This is a genomic window from Thioalkalivibrio halophilus (genome assembly GCF_001995255.1).
Taxonomy (GTDB): domain Bacteria; phylum Pseudomonadota; class Gammaproteobacteria; order Ectothiorhodospirales; family Ectothiorhodospiraceae; genus Thioalkalivibrio; species Thioalkalivibrio halophilus.
Genome location: NZ_MUZR01000004.1, coordinates 26,900 through 40,503, shown reverse-complemented (window position 1 = coordinate 40,503; position 13,604 = coordinate 26,900). Strand labels below are relative to the sequence as shown.

At 68.1% G+C, this 13,604-nt stretch carries 14 protein-coding genes; 4 read left to right on the top strand and 10 right to left on the bottom strand.

All coding sequences use genetic code 11. The features are described from left to right. Positions 1–28: 28 nt before the first annotated feature. The 8 genes from B1A74_RS01285 to B1A74_RS01250 form a co-directional block, all read right to left on the bottom strand. Positions 29–856, bottom strand: coding sequence for a FixH family protein (locus B1A74_RS01285; RefSeq protein WP_077243564.1), 828 nt, complete (start codon positions 854–856; stop codon positions 29–31). A gap of 90 nt (positions 857–946) precedes the next feature. After that, positions 947–2,353: a cytochrome c oxidase accessory protein CcoG gene (ccoG, locus tag B1A74_RS01280; RefSeq protein ID WP_018947081.1), complete on the bottom strand. Its 1,407-nt coding sequence runs from the start codon at positions 2,351–2,353 to the stop codon at positions 947–949. Positions 2,354–2,499: 146 nt separating this feature from the next. Further along, positions 2,500–3,432 carry a cytochrome-c oxidase, cbb3-type subunit III gene (gene ccoP / locus B1A74_RS01275; RefSeq protein ID WP_077243545.1) on the bottom strand — a complete coding sequence of 311 codons (933 nt, stop codon included), beginning with the start codon at positions 3,430–3,432 and terminating at the stop codon, positions 2,500–2,502. Next, on the bottom strand, positions 3,429–3,650 hold the full coding sequence (locus tag B1A74_RS01270; protein WP_019570135.1) for a cbb3-type cytochrome oxidase subunit 3: 222 nt from the start codon (positions 3,648–3,650) through the stop codon (positions 3,429–3,431). Before B1A74_RS01270 ends, ccoP begins: the two co-directional genes overlap by 4 nt. A 24-nt stretch (positions 3,651–3,674) precedes the next feature. Continuing rightward, entirely contained in the window at positions 3,675–4,409 is a 735-nt protein-coding gene (gene ccoO, locus B1A74_RS01265; protein WP_018947084.1) for a cytochrome-c oxidase, cbb3-type subunit II, read from the bottom strand. A 19-nt stretch (positions 4,410–4,428) separates the two neighbouring features. After that, the gene (ccoN, locus tag B1A74_RS01260) at positions 4,429–5,916 is read right to left on the bottom strand and encodes a cytochrome-c oxidase, cbb3-type subunit I (RefSeq protein ID WP_077243544.1); all 1,488 of its coding nucleotides are present in this window, start codon (positions 5,914–5,916) and stop codon (positions 4,429–4,431) included. 269 nt (positions 5,917–6,185) lie between these two features. Then, the gene (gene bioC / locus B1A74_RS01255; protein WP_077243543.1) at positions 6,186–7,064 is read right to left on the bottom strand and encodes a malonyl-ACP O-methyltransferase BioC; all 879 of its coding nucleotides are present in this window, start codon (positions 7,062–7,064) and stop codon (positions 6,186–6,188) included. Next, a complete protein-coding gene (locus tag B1A74_RS01250; RefSeq protein ID WP_018947087.1) occupies positions 7,061–7,822 on the bottom strand; it encodes an alpha/beta fold hydrolase in 762 nt (253 codons plus the stop codon). Before B1A74_RS01250 ends, bioC begins: the two co-directional genes overlap by 4 nt. Positions 7,823–7,894: 72 nt before the next feature. Between B1A74_RS01250 and plsY the strand changes: the two genes are divergently transcribed. Further along, the gene (plsY, locus tag B1A74_RS01245; RefSeq protein WP_018947088.1) at positions 7,895–8,539 is read left to right on the top strand and encodes a glycerol-3-phosphate 1-O-acyltransferase PlsY; all 645 of its coding nucleotides are present in this window, start codon (positions 7,895–7,897) and stop codon (positions 8,537–8,539) included. Between the two features lie 18 nt (positions 8,540–8,557). On the opposite strand, the gene tsaD is transcribed toward plsY, so the two are convergent. Then, positions 8,558–9,577 (bottom strand): tRNA (adenosine(37)-N6)-threonylcarbamoyltransferase complex transferase subunit TsaD, encoded by a 1,020-nt coding sequence (gene tsaD, locus B1A74_RS01240; protein WP_077243542.1) that lies wholly within the window; start codon positions 9,575–9,577, stop codon positions 8,558–8,560. A gap of 61 nt (positions 9,578–9,638) precedes the next feature. After that, the gene (locus tag B1A74_RS01235) at positions 9,639–10,841 is read right to left on the bottom strand and encodes a class I SAM-dependent methyltransferase (protein ID WP_077243541.1); all 1,203 of its coding nucleotides are present in this window, start codon (positions 10,839–10,841) and stop codon (positions 9,639–9,641) included. A 30-nt stretch (positions 10,842–10,871) separates the two neighbouring features. Here B1A74_RS01235 and B1A74_RS01230 point away from each other — a divergent pair, with 30 nt between their 5' ends. From B1A74_RS01230 to B1A74_RS01220, 3 genes are all read left to right on the top strand, one after another. Continuing rightward, positions 10,872–11,657: a pteridine reductase gene (locus B1A74_RS01230; protein WP_077243540.1), complete on the top strand. Its 786-nt coding sequence runs from the start codon at positions 10,872–10,874 to the stop codon at positions 11,655–11,657. Between the two features lie 48 nt (positions 11,658–11,705). Further along, positions 11,706–11,975, top strand: coding sequence for a ubiquinone biosynthesis accessory factor UbiK (gene ubiK, locus B1A74_RS01225; protein WP_018869073.1), 270 nt, complete (start codon positions 11,706–11,708; stop codon positions 11,973–11,975). Between the two features lie 90 nt (positions 11,976–12,065). After that, positions 12,066–13,577: a YifB family Mg chelatase-like AAA ATPase gene (locus B1A74_RS01220; protein ID WP_018947092.1), complete on the top strand. Its 1,512-nt coding sequence runs from the start codon at positions 12,066–12,068 to the stop codon at positions 13,575–13,577. The last annotated feature ends 27 nt before the right edge of the window (positions 13,578–13,604 follow it).

Here is a 13,604-nt window from a genome sequence, read left to right as displayed (position 1 = left end):
ACGCATGGCCTCATCGGGACCCGCGCCGTCAGCCCGAGTGACCGTGAACGCGCGTGTTCGCCTGCTGTTCGACCTGCGCCCCGTCGCGTTCGACGAAGAAGCGCAGATCCCAGCGCCCGGCCTCGGGAAGTGCCACGTCGACCTCGTAGAATCCGTCACCCCGTTCGCGCATGGCGAAGGGCTGATCCTTGCGATGGTCGGCGAGCCAGAGGAAGGTACCCGTGACCTCTGCCCCTTCGAGCGGCCGGCCCTCGGCGTCGCGGACCTCGACCCGCAGCGTCTCGGTCTCCCCCTTGCGGGGCTCTCCCAGCCACCCCTGCCGGATCTCCCAGCCACGCGAGGCCTGCTCCTCCAGTTCGCTCATGCGATGCACCGCCAGCGCCTGGTCACGATCCTCCAAGCCGTCGACCAGCCCCGGGAACGCCGAGGTCACGCGCTCCACGGGGGCGTCCGGCTCGGGCAGCAGGGTACCGATGAAACGGTCCGGCATGCCATTGTGCGCGAGGGTAATCAGCACGGCCTGAACCGTTGCAATGATGGTGAAGAACCCGACGATCACCATCGGCGCCCAGTGCAGACGCCCCACGTGGGCCTTGCCGGCGGCCGCCTCGGCCTCCTTCTGGCTGAACACGATCCCGAGCCCGTAAGGCACGATCACGTACAGCGCCAGATGGATGGCGAAGACATCCGCCCCCTGCCAGGTAAGGATGGAAGCCGGGATGAACACGAACAGCATGACCGCCACCACGACCGCAGCCGCGTGATAGGCGCGCAGGCGCGTGAAGCGGTAGATCAGGAAGAACAGCAGCGCCAGGGCGGCACTGCCCAGGCCAAGGGTAATAACCAGGTTGCTCATGATGCCTTCAACGTCCACGGGGACGGGGTTGCGTCCGGTGTTTGCGAACCCCGGCACATCCGTTTGCCGGGGTAGAGGTCCGCCCTCCGGTCAGCGCGCGTAGCTGAACTGGGAGCCGATGGTGTAGGGGTCGATCCGACCCTGACGATCCGTAATCACGAAGTCGAACGGGATCCGGGATCCGGAGGCATCCGCCGGAACATCGTAGCGCACTCGCGCCAGCACCGTCAGGCGTTCGCCCGGCTCCAGGCGGATGTCCGACACCTGCCCCAGATCCAGCGTGGCACCGTCCAGGCCATCGATCCCCAGTTCAAAGTCGAGCACTTCCTGACTCGTATTGTTCAGGCGGATTTCGTAGGAGTTCTGGATCTGGCCGTCCGACATCTGTACGTAGAGGGGCTGGCGCACCTGATTCACGTTGGCATCCATCGGCGGACGATCCAGGATGCTCGCCACCAGGGCCCCCAGGATGACCAGCATCACCGCCCCGTAACCCACGGTCTTCAGCCGGATCGGGTGCGTCTTGCCACCTTCCAGCTCGCGTTCGGAGGTGTAGCGGATCAGGCCGCGGGGCCAGCCCTGCTTGTCCATGATCGTGTCGCAGGCATCCACGCACAGCGCGCAGTGGATGCACTGATACTGGAGTCCGTCCCGGATGTCGATCCCGGTGGGACACACCTGCACGCAATAGCCGCAATCAATGCAGTCGCCGACACCCGCCGCCTGGCGCTCCTCGCGCGTCTGGAACCCCTTGACCGGCTTCGCCCGCCCTGCCGAACCTTCGCCGCGGTTTTCGTCGTAGGACACAATCATGGTGTCCTTGTCGAACATCACGCTCTGGAACCGCGCGTACGGGCAGATAAAGGTGCAGACCTGTTCGCGTGCCAGCCCCGCTGCCGTGTAGGTGGTGGCCGTGAGGATGCCCGCCGTCACATAGGCTGCAAACACGGCCTCGCCGACGAAGAACTGCTGCACGATGGTGGGCGCGTCACCCCAGTAGAGGACGAACCCCAGTCCGGTGGCAAACGCAACCAGCAGCCACGAGGCGTGCGTCGCGGTGTATTTGAGGATCTTTTCGCCATTCCATGGCTGCTTCGACAGCCGGATCCGCGCGGGCCGCTCACCCTGGATCTTCCGCTCCAGGAACATGTACACGTCGGTCCACAGCGTCTGGAAACAGAAATAGCCGCAGAACACGCGACCGGCCAGACCGGTCACGAAGAAGAGCGTGACGGCAGCGAGCATCAGGAAGCCGGCGAGCCAGAAGATATCCTGGGGATACACCACGAGATCGAACAGGAAGAACTGGCGACCCGGGATATCGAAGAGGATGGCCTGATTCGGGCCGTACTCACGCTCCCAGCGGATCCACGGAAGCAGGAAATAAACGCTGTAGGCGACGAGCAGGATACCGGTCTTGAGGTTGCGGAACCGCCCTTTAACCGAACGCGGATGGATCGGGATACGGGCTTCGTACATCGGCTGCTGTTCCGCCATCAATGCCTCCCGGGGAACGGCCCCGGATCAGGGACGCCGCAGGTCCGGTGTCCCATGGGATTTGAATCATTAACAGCTAATACGGGTGCGAGGTCAAGAACCTCGCACCCTTGCGGTCGAATAGCGACGCGGAAGAAGCAGCGGGCTTACGGCTGCCCGCCACCGAGGGAGTGCACGTAGGCCGTCAGGATCTTGATCTCTTCATCCGACAGCCGATCCGCGAAGGCCGGCATCTCGCGCTGGGCACCGTTGCCGATGAAACGCGCGACCTGACGCTGACGCTCCCCATCGTCGGCGGCACCGTGGACGTCCACCAGACCCCAGATGTCATTGGTCAGGTTGGGCGCACCCTGGGATTCGAGCCCCTCGCCGCCGGTACCGTGGCACTGGAAGCAGCCGCCGTCAGTGCCGGTGAAGATCCGCTCGCCCGCCTCGACCGCGGCCGGATCCATGTCGTAGCCGTTCATCGACAGGACGAAAGCGGAGACGTTCTCCAGCTGCTGGTCCGAAAGGATGCCCCGATAACCGGGCATGTAGCCCAGGCGTCCCTGAACCAGGGTTTCTTCGATCTGCTCCACCGTGCCGCCCCACTTCCAGTGGTCGTTCCGCAGGTTGGGATACTGGCCGATCACGCCGGCACCGCCCACCTGATGGCAGGCCGCGCACCACGTGCCGAAGGAACCCTGGGCGTAGGCGTTCACGAAGCTCATCGCGTCCGCGTCCTGCAGGATTTCGGCGTACTCCATGCCCGCAACCTGTTCCAGCATGTTGCGCTGGCGCACGGCGTATTCACCGGTCTGCATGTCCCGGTAGAACAGCGCACGGGTGTTCCAGTGCGTGGTGACCTCCTCGCCGTCCTGCTCGTAAGTCACCGAGGCCAGCCCCTTGGTAAAGGTGTCGCCGATGGGCCAGGCCGGGTAGAGGACCCAGTAGACCAGGGCGAACACGACCGTGGCGTAAAAGCCCCACAGCCACCAGCGCGGCAGCGGATTGTTGTATTCGGCGAGGTCCTGGTCCCAGACGTGACCGGTGGTTTCCACCTCACCCTGACCCGGTTTGCGATTGTCCTGTGTGCTCATTGCTCGTCACTCTCGGTTTTGTCACGCCGGGACGTCGTCGGCTCCCGATGTGAATCATCATCATCCAGAGGAATGTAGCGATACGTCTCGAATTTCCGTGCACGCCGGGGGCTGGCGAACAGGTAGATCACCACCCCGACGAACGTGCTCATGAACAGGATCAGGGCCAGGGTCTTGCTGTTGCCCATGTCCTGGATCCATTCCCACAAACTCAGCATGACGGAATCGAGCTCCCTGACGGCTTACCGGAATTCGGCAAAGTGGCCGTCATCGTATTCACTGAAATCGACCATGGTTCCCAGAACCTGCATGTAGGCAACGATGGCGTCCATTTCGGTAATGGTGGCGCTGTTGCCGTCAAAGTTCTCGGCCTGGGCCTGTTCGATCAGGTTTTCCTCCGCCCGGTTGATGTCGAACATGCGGGCGTGTTCTTCGCCGTACTTCTCGACGTTACGCTCGTACTCCTCTTCCGTAAGGGAGTAAGGAACGCCCACGCGCTTCAGGGCAATCATCCGGTCCTCGAGATCGGACATGTCCAGAGGCGTCTCCGCCAGCCACGGGTAACCCGGCATGATGGATTCCGGCACCAGCGACTGCGGGTCGATCAGGTGCTGGACCTGCCACTCGTTGGAGTACTTGCCGCCCACCCGGGCAAGGTCCGGACCGGTCCGCTTGGAACCCCACTGGAACGGGTAGTCGTACTGCGACTCGGCCGCCAGCGAGTAATTGCCGTAACGCAGCATCTCGTCACGGAAGGGCCGCACCATCTGCGAATGGCAGGCGTAGCAGCCTTCCCGGATGTAGATGTCGCGCCCCCGCTGCTCCAGCGGGGTATAGGGCCGGACGCCATCCACCTCTTCGACGGTATCGTCGATGTAGAACAGCGGGACGATCTCGACCAGGCCGCCGACACTGATGACGGCCAGAGTCAGGACGATCAGGAGTCCGGCGTTAGTCTCTACGCTTTCGTGCTTCATGATTCCTCTTCTCCCCTGATCAGGCCGTGCGGGCTTCGGCTTCGATGGCTTCCTGACGGGCACGGGCTTCCGCCTTGATGCCCGAGCGGACCGTCATGAAGATGTTGAACGCCATGATCACCATGCCCAGGAGGAACAGACCGCCGCCGATGGCACGCACCACGTACGGCTGATGCAGGAACACCACGGACTCGGTGAAGGTGTAGGCCAGGTTCCCGTACTGGTCGAAGGCACGCAGCATCAGGCCCTGACCGATACCGGCCACCCACATCGCGGTGATGTAGAGCACGATGCCGACGGTCGCCAGGAAGAAGTGCACGTACACCAGCTTCAGGCTGAAGAGGTTCACGTTCCACAGGCGCGGGATCAGGTGATAGAGCGAGCCGAAGCTGATCATCGCCACCCAGCCCAGGGCACCGGAGTGCACATGGCCCACCGTCCAGTCGGTGTAGTGGGACAGCGCATTCACGCTCTTCAGCGACATCATCGGACCCTCGAAGGTCGACATGCCGTAGAACGCCAGCGCGGTGATCAGGAACAGCATGATCGGGTCGGTGCGCAGTTTGTCCCAGGCGCCCGACAGGGTCATGATCCCGTTGATCATGCCGCCCCAGGACGGCAGCAGGAGCAGGATGGAGAAGGTTGCCGCCAGGGTGGAGACCCAGTCCGGCAGGGCCGTCCAGTGCAGGTGGTGCGCACCCACCCACATGTACAGGAAGATCAGCGCCCAGAAGTGGATGATCGACAGCTTGTACGAGTAGATCGGGCGACCGGCCTGCTTCGGCACGAAGTAGTACATCATCCCGAGGAAGGCCGCGGTCAGGAAGAAGCCCACCGCGTTATGGCCGTACCACCACTGGCGCATCGCGTCCTGCACACCGGAGAACATCGGGTAGGACTGCGGGTTGAACAGGCCCACCGGCACTTCGATGTTGTTGAAGATGTGCAGCAGCGCGGTCGCAAGGATGAACGACATGAAGAACCAGTTCGCCACGTAGATGTGCGGCTGGTTGCGGCGCAGCAGCGTCATGGTGAAGACCAGGAAGTACACCACCCAGGTCACCAGGATGATCAGGTCGATCTGCCAGTTGAACTCGGCGTATTCGCGACCCTGCGTGATCCCGGCCATGTAACTGATCACACCCAGAATGAGTGCGAGGTTCCAGCCATAGAACGTGAAGCTGGCCAGGGAGTCGTTCCACAGTCGCGCGTGACAGGTGCGCTGGACGACGTAATAGGACGTGGCGAACAGGGCGTTACCCCCGAAGCCGAAGATCACCGCCGTGGTGTGCACCGGGCGGAAGCGCCCGAAGGTGATCTGCGCGATGTCGAAGTTCAGGAACGGCCACGCGAGCTGCGAGGCAATCCAGACCCCGGCGGCCATGCCGAACACGCCCCAGAGGACGGCGGCAACCGCGAACTTCTTGACGATCGCGTAATTGTACTGCTCGGTTGAAGCGACTGACGCTGCGGGTGCGGCACCCGCGGTAGTGGCTGCTTGTGACATGACTTTTCCACCTTGCTGCGGGGAACACGAAGGTCCCGATGGATCGGGGGCTCAGAACTCTACCCCATTACCGGTCGACAAAAAAAACCAAGACCACCCCCTGCAGTCGGACATTCGTTCGAGAGCAGGGGAACTTTCTGGCCGCTGAAGGATACACCGGCGGATACCCCTGACGCGAGAGTGCACCGAGTGATTCCACTCGGTGTTGAGGCAAATCACGCACCCGCGATTTTGTCGCGGGATTTTCGAGGGAGTGCGAGGGGCGGACGTCAGGAGATCGGCCGAATGGGGATGGTGCGGCCTTCCGGCGCACGCGGCGGGGGCGCGTCCGGCACCCAGGCGTGCCCGTACACCACCTCCCAGGTAGCCGGCAGACGGCCTTCCACGCCGAATCGTTCGGCGTAGGCTTCGGCCACGGCCACCAGGCGCCGCGGCCCCATCAGCCCGCGGCCGCGCCCCGACAGGGCATTGCGGACACCCACGCCTCGCAGATCCCGCACCAGGCGGGTCAGATCGGGGTAGGTCAGCGTCAGGCTTTCCTGGTCCATCACCGGGTCGGCGAAGCCTGCGCGTACCAGGGCATCGCCGATGTCATGCATATCGATGAAGGCATTCACGTGGGCGGCCGCGCCGCCGTCCACCGCGGCGAACGCCTCACGCAGCTCGCTCAGGGTGGCCGGGCCGAAGGTGGTGAACATCCACAGGCCACCGGGCGCCAGGATCCGGCGGACCTCGGCAAACGCGCGATCCAGACTGCTGCACCACTGCAGTGCGGCGCTGGAGATCGCCAGATCCTGCGAGGCGTCGGCCAGCGGCAGGGCCTCCATGTCGGCACACAGCACCCGCGGGCGCCGCAGCCAGCGCCCGCGCCGGCGGGCTCGCTGCAGCATGGCCGGCGCGAAGTCGACCCCGGTCAGGCGGGCGCTGCGGTAACGGCGGGCCAGGTCGTCGAACGATTCGCCGATCCCGCAGCCCAGATCGATCACGCGTTCCGGCTGCATGCGGATCAGGTCCAGGCGTTCGAGCAGGCGCCCCTGAACCTCGCGCTGCACTGCCGCGTGCGTTTCGTAGTCGGCAGCGGCGCGGGCAAAGCCTTCACGCACCCGTGCCTTGTCGAGTTCGAAGCCGGAAGGGTCGATGTCGCTCATGCGGGGATCTCCGCCAGCGTTGCATGGATGAATTCGGCGACCGTATCGGGCGCCGCCAGCGGCAGGGCGTGCGGACCGGGCACCCGCCGGATGCGCGCCCCGGGCACCCGGGTCGCCAGATGCCGTTCCAGACCCGGCGGGATCAGGGCGTCGTCTTCGGCCAGCAGCGCGGCCAGCGGCGACCCGGCGCCCAGATCGCCACGCCGGTCCGCGTCACGCAGCGCGGCGAGCCCCGCCGCCAGGGCCTCGGGTCGCGCCGCCGCCGCTTCCAGCCCGCCGCGCAGGGAACGCGCGAGCGCGGCGGGCTCCTGCGCGCCCCGCGCGCACAGCGCAGCAAACTGGCGGCGCAGGCGCCCGGTGTCGCTGCCGAGCAGGCGGGCAAAGCCCTCCAGCTCGCGGGGATCCATTGCCTCCGGCCAGTCCGCCGCGCACACGAAGCGCGGACTCCCCGCCACCAGGATGCGTCCCCGCGCGTCTGCTCCCCGGATGGCCAGCGCGGGCAGTGCGCCCAGCGACCAGCCGGCCCACACGGGACTCTCGAGATCGTCGGGCAACCCCGCCACCAGCTGCGCGGCGACGGCATCCGGATCGGCCAGCTCGTCACCGCCGCCGGCGGCGCCATGGCCGGGCAGGTCCGGGGCATGGATCCTCCCCGCGTACCCCCGCGCCCGCAGCGCACGGATCACGGGCTCCCAGACAGCGCCCGAGAATCCCCAGCCATGCAGCAGAACCAGCGCGGGGGCGCTGCCGTCGCTCACGAGCGCCCCCTGCCCCGGCCACGCCCCGTTGCGTATGATGGGCCCGCATTCGCCAACCGGAACCGCTCCACCATGCTCAGCGCCATTGCCATCGTCCTCGCCTATCTGCTCGGGTCCGTATCCAGCGCGATCCTGGTCAGCCATGCGCTGCGGCTGCCCGATCCCCGCACCAGCGGCTCGCGCAACCCCGGGGCCACCAACGTGCTGCGTACCGGCGGGCGCACGGCGGCCCTGATCACCCTGCTGGGCGACGTGGCCAAAGGCTGGCTGCCGGTCTTCATCGTCCTGCAGTGGACGGACCTGCCGGGCTGGGCCGCGGGTGCCGTCGGCCTGGCGGCCTTCCTCGGCCACGTCCTGCCAGTGTACTACCGCTTTCAGGGCGGCAAGGGTGTCGCCACCGCGCTGGGCGTCCTGCTGGCGCTAAACCCGCTGGTCGCCCTGCTGAGCGCGCTGACCTGGCTGGCGGTCGCTGCGATCTGGCGCTATTCCTCGCTGGCGGCGCTGGTGGCCGCCGGCGCGGCGCCGCTGTACCTGGCCTTCGCCCCGGGCGAGCCGGATTTCTGGATCGTCACGCTGGTCGCGGTGATGGCCCTGATCCTGTTCATCCGCCATGACGAAAACATCCGGCGGCTGATGCGCGGCGAGGAATCCCGCATCGGCGAGAAGAAAAAGCCCGCCTCCGGGGAAGACGACGCCGGAGGAGACGGCTCCGCGTAGCACGGCTGCGGCACGGCTTCAGCCGGTCAGCTCCGCCAGCGGCCAGCGCGCCCGGGCATGGATGACCGGGGTGCCGGCGTCGTCCACCGCCTCGGCGGCGCGCCCGGTCTGCAACCGGCGCAGGCCGGCCAGCGCGATCATCGCCCCGTTGTCGGTGCAGAATTCCGCCCGCGGAAAATGCACCGGCACGCCGCTCTCGCGCGCCATCCGTTCCAGACCCGCGCGCAGGGTCGCGTTCGCGGCCACCCCGCCGGCCACCACCAGCGCCGGCGCACGGCTCTGCTTCAGCGCACGCCGGGTCTTCTCCACCAGGGTCTCGCTGACCGCCTCCTCGAACGCCCGCGCGACGTCGGCCGGGGCATGTCCGCCCTTGCGCACGGCCGTCAGCACTGCGGTCTTCAGCCCGGAGAAGCTCATGTCCAGACCGGGCCGGTCAAGCATCGGCCGCGGCAGGCGCAGCACATCCGCCTGTCCGTCGGCCGCCAGCCGCGCCAGCGCCGGCCCGCCCGGATAGCCCAGACCCAGGAGCTTCGCGGTCTTGTCGAAGGCCTCGCCGGCGGCATCGTCGATGCTCTCGCCCAGCAGCTCATAGTCGCCCAGGGCACGCGCGTGGATCAGCTGGGTGTGGCCGCCGGACACCAGTAGCACCAGGAAGGGAAACTCGAACTCGCCCTCCAGCATTGGCGCCAGCAGATGCCCCTCGAGGTGATGCACCGGCAGGGCCGGGACACCCCAGCCCCAGGCGAGCGAACGCGCCACTGCGGCACCCGTAAGCAGCGCGCCCAGCAGCCCCGGCCCGCCGGTGTAGGCGATGGCATCCAGCTCCCCCCCGCGCATGCCCGCCTCGTCCAGCACCGCGCGCACCAGCGGCAGCAAGCGCCTGACATGGTCCCGGGAGGCCAGCTCGGGCACTACCCCGCCGTAGACCGCGTGCAGGTCGGTCTGGCTGTAGAGCCGGTGCGCGAGCAGACCGTCGCGGTCGCTGATCAGCGCCACGCCGGTCTCGTCGCAGGAAGTTTCGATGCCGAGTACGTTCATCCGGGAATCATGCCCCGCGGCGCCCCGGCGGGAAAGTGCCCGCACCGCCCCCGTGTCTCCATCACAGGCGCCCCCGGCGGTCGGGAAGGCCGGCCCGCGGCAGCGACGGGCAGTCGCGGGTCAGGGCCATCACCTGAAAGCGCTCGCCCATCTCCCCCGGCAGCGTCAGCATGCGCACCGCCTGCGCCGCACGCAGGGTGGTCTCGGCGTCACTGGCGTCGCCCACCCGCGCATCGAAGCGCGCGGGAAGGCCGGCCGCCAGCAGGAACTCGCCCTGTGCGGCGTACACCGCGACCTCCAGCCCGGCGGCATCCGCGGCCTCCGCGACCGCGGTAAAATCCACGCTGGCGGTCAGATCCATCAGCCCCGGCTGCGCCAGTGGATCCAGCACCATCTGCTGACGGTGGTAGCCCACCAGCGTCCCCTGATGCCGCTCCGGGGCGTAGAAGGCGTCGCGCGGGAAGCCGTAGTCGACGATCACCACCGCGCCGCGCTCCAGATGCTCCGCCGCGGCCGCGACCCAGGCGTTCTGGGCCGGACGCCACTCCGAGGTGTAACCCTCGGGCCACGGCCCGCAGCGCGCGTGCAGCTCGTACACTGCGCTGCGCAGCGGCTCCGGCGCCGGGCGTTCGGCCAGCACCAGGCCGCCCTCGTCCGCGGACACGCCCATCTGCCCCACCGCCCCGTCACGCCAGCGGAACAGCTCCACCGGCAGGGCATCCAGCACCTCGTTGGCCAGCACCACGCCGCGCCAGGGCTCGCCCGGCAGGGCATCCAGCCAGGTCACCCGCGCGAAGTCTTCCGCCGGCAGCACCGCCTGCAGATACTCGCGCTGGCGCTCGCGCAGATCCGGACTGACCTCCAGGATCCAGTAGCCCGCCCACGGCACTCCCGCCTCGCGCAGGGTCGCCAGCACGTCGCCTGCCAGCCGCCCGGTGCCACCACCGAACTCGAGGATCACCCCCTCACCGTCCAGGTCCTGCTGCAGCACGGGCGCCAGCCATGCCGCCAGGGTCTCGCCGAACAACGGCGAGATCTCCGGCGCGGTCACGAAATCCCCGCCCGCACCCAGCTTGTGCGCCCCGTTGACGTAATATCCCAGACCCGGCGCATAAAGCGCCCGGTCCATATATTCGACGAAGGGCAGGAACCCTCCGGCCTCGCGGATGCTCTGTTGCAGGGAGTCCACCAGGCGGGCGGAAAGGGCCGCACCCGGATCCCCGGAGTCGCTGCTGGATCCTGTGCTAGATTCTGCCGGCGGCATTGGTCATTCGTTCCATGCAGGGAGTTGGCAGTGACAGAGAGTGCCCCAGGCAAGGATTCACCGAAACCCCCGGAGGACGGCGGCGAACGCCGCGTGGTCCTGATCACCGGCGGCGCGCGGCGCATCGGCGCGGCCATCGCGCGCGAACTGCACGCCGCCGGACTGGACGTCATCGTGCACTGTCGGCGCTCGCGCGCCGATGCCGAAGCGCTGACCGACGAACTGAACGCCCGGCGTCCCGACAGTGCCCGGCCGCTGCAGGCCGACCTGCTCGACCCGCAGGCCCCTGAGGCCCTGGCCCGGGAAGCGCATGACTGGCGCGGCCGGCTGGACTTTCTGGTCAACAACGCCTCCACCTTCTACCCCACGCCGGTGGGCGAGATCACCATGGCGCAATGGGACGACCTGATGGGCTCCAACGTGCGCGCCCCGCTGTTCCTGACCCAGGCCTGCACCCCCGCCCTGCGGGCGAGCGGCGGCGCGGTGGTGAACATCGTCGACATCCACGCCCTGCGACCGCTGAGCGGCTATCCGGTGTATTCGGCGGCCAAGGCCGGGCTGCATGCCCTGACCCAGTCGCTGGCACGCGAGCTGGGTCCGGAGGTGCGCGTCAACGGCGTGGCACCGGGGGCCATCCTCACTCCCGAAGACCCGGCCAACGTCGCCCCCCACGAGGCAATGGTGGAGCGCACGGCCCTCAAGCGGCCCGGCGAGCCGGCGGATATCGCCCGCACCGTGCGCTTCCTGCTGCTGGAATCCCCCTACATCACCGGCCAGGTGATCCCGGTGGATGGCGGCCGCTCGGCCTCGCAATGACACCGGAACGCGTTAGACTGGAAGAACCGAAACCCGGAGACCGCAGGCATGCTTGACCCGAAACATTTCGATGACCTCGCCCGACGCATTACCGAAAGCCTGCCGGAATCGGTGCGCAGCGTGCAGGAAGACGTCCACCGCCAGGTGCGCAGCTCGCTGCAGGCCGGGCTGGAGCGCATGGATGTGGTGACCCGCGAGGACTTCGACGTCCAGGTCGCCCTGCTGGAGCGCACCCGCGAGCGCCTCGCCGAACTGGAGGCCCGGGTGGAAGCCCTCGAGCAGGCCGCCCGGCCGCAGGACACCGATTCCGACAACTGATCGCCGCATGTGGCGCCGCCCGCGGCCGCGCCATCACCAACCAGTTGCCGCCGGGCCCGGAACGCCCGGCCCGAACAGGGAGAGGCAGGGATGCCCATCGCCATTGTTACCGCGCGCGCGACCGACGGGATCCGCGCACCGGCCGTCACCATCGAGACCCACCTGGCCAACGGCCTGCCGGCCTTCCAGATCGTCGGCCTGCCCGAGGCCGCGGTGCGCGAAAGCCGCGACCGCGTGCGCGCGGCCATCCAGACCGCAGGCTTCGAGTTTCCGCGTCGGCGCATCACCGTCAACCTGGCGCCCGCCGACCTGCCCAAGGAGGGCGGGCGCTTCGATCTGGGGATTGCACTGGGGATCCTGGCGGCCAGTGAACAGGTCCCGCAGAGCGCCCTGGATACCCGCGAATTCCTCGGCGAACTGAGCCTCGACGGGCACATCCGTCCGGTGGGCGGCGCCCTGCCGGCCGGACTGGCCGCCGGCGAGGCGGGGCACCAGCTGGTCCTGAACCCCGATGACGGTCGCGAGGCCGCCCTGACCGGGCGTGCCGACATCGTCACCGCGCGCCACCTGGGCGAGGTCTGCGCGGCCCTCAACGGGGGCCCCGCCCTGCCCGCCGCCGAACCTCCGGCGGCGTGTCCGCCGGCCTACCCCGACCTGGCCGACGTACGCGGCCAGCATCGCGCACGCCGCGCGCTGGAGATCGCCGCCGCCGGCGGGCATCACCTGCTGATGGTCGGACCGCCGGGCAGCGGCAAGTCCATGCTCGCCGCCCGCATGCCCGGGCTCCTGCCGCCCATGGATGACGCCGAAGCCCTGGAAACCGCCGCGATCCACAGCCTGCGCGGCACCCGGCACCTGCACGAGGACTGGCGCAGCCGCCCGTTCCGGCAGCCGCACCACACAGCCTCGGGCGTGGCCCTGGTGGGGGGCGGCGGGACGCCCCGCCCGGGAGAGATCTCGCTGGCCCACAATGGAGTGCTGTTCCTGGACGAGCTGACCGAGTTCGACCGGCGAGTGCTGGACGTGCTGCGCGAGCCCCTGGAGACCGGCGTCATCCACATCTCCCGCGCCGCCCACCAGGCCGAATTCCCGGCGCATTTCCAGCTGGTCGGCGCCATGAATCCCTGCCCGCAGGGCTTCGATTGTGACCTGGGGAACGCGTGCCAGTGCACCCCGGAGCAGCGCGGGCGCCATCGCAAGCGGCTGTCGGCGCCGCTGCTGGACCGGATCGACCTCGCGATCGACGTACCGCGCATTCCGCCGGCGGAACTCGGCCGCGACACCCCCGACCCGGACGCCGAGGACAGCACCACGGTTGCCCGCCGCGTAGCCGCGGCGCGCCGGCTCCAGCTGGAACGCCAGGGCTGTCTGAACCGGATGCTGGAAGGCCGTGCCCTGCAGCAGCACGCCAGCCTGCCCGAGGAAGAACGGGCGCTGCTGGATGCCGCCGCGGAACGTTTTCGCCTGTCGGCCCGGGCCTACCACCGGATCCTGCGCGTCGCCCGCAGCCTGGCCGACCTTGCCGGGGCACCGACCATCGGCCGCGCCCAGCTGACCGAGGCCCTCAGCTTCCGTGCCCTGGACCATTGGCGCGTGGAGTAGACACGAAAAAGCCCCGCCGCGGGTTCC

Coding starts and splice junctions, on each gene's coding strand:
- ccoP (WP_077243545.1), bottom strand. CDS start 3,432: ATGAGCACACAGGACAATCGCAAACCGGGTCAGGGTGAGGTGGAAACC.
- B1A74_RS01220 (WP_018947092.1), top strand. CDS start 12,066: ATGCCCATCGCCATTGTTACCGCGCGCGCGACCGACGGGATCCGCGCA.
- plsY (WP_018947088.1), top strand. CDS start 7,895: ATGCTCAGCGCCATTGCCATCGTCCTCGCCTATCTGCTCGGGTCCGTA.
- bioC (WP_077243543.1), bottom strand. CDS start 7,064: ATGAGCGACATCGACCCTTCCGGCTTCGAACTCGACAAGGCACGGGTG.
- ccoG (WP_018947081.1), bottom strand. CDS start 2,353: ATGGCGGAACAGCAGCCGATGTACGAAGCCCGTATCCCGATCCATCCG.
- ubiK (WP_018869073.1), top strand. CDS start 11,706: ATGCTTGACCCGAAACATTTCGATGACCTCGCCCGACGCATTACCGAA.
- B1A74_RS01235 (WP_077243541.1), bottom strand. CDS start 10,841: ATGCCGCCGGCAGAATCTAGCACAGGATCCAGCAGCGACTCCGGGGAT.
- ccoN (WP_077243544.1), bottom strand. CDS start 5,916: ATGTCACAAGCAGCCACTACCGCGGGTGCCGCACCCGCAGCGTCAGTC.
- ccoO (WP_018947084.1), bottom strand. CDS start 4,409: ATGAAGCACGAAAGCGTAGAGACTAACGCCGGACTCCTGATCGTCCTG.
- B1A74_RS01285 (WP_077243564.1), bottom strand. CDS start 856: ATGAGCAACCTGGTTATTACCCTTGGCCTGGGCAGTGCCGCCCTGGCG.
- tsaD (WP_077243542.1), bottom strand. CDS start 9,577: ATGAACGTACTCGGCATCGAAACTTCCTGCGACGAGACCGGCGTGGCG.
- B1A74_RS01270 (WP_019570135.1), bottom strand. CDS start 3,650: ATGCTGAGTTTGTGGGAATGGATCCAGGACATGGGCAACAGCAAGACC.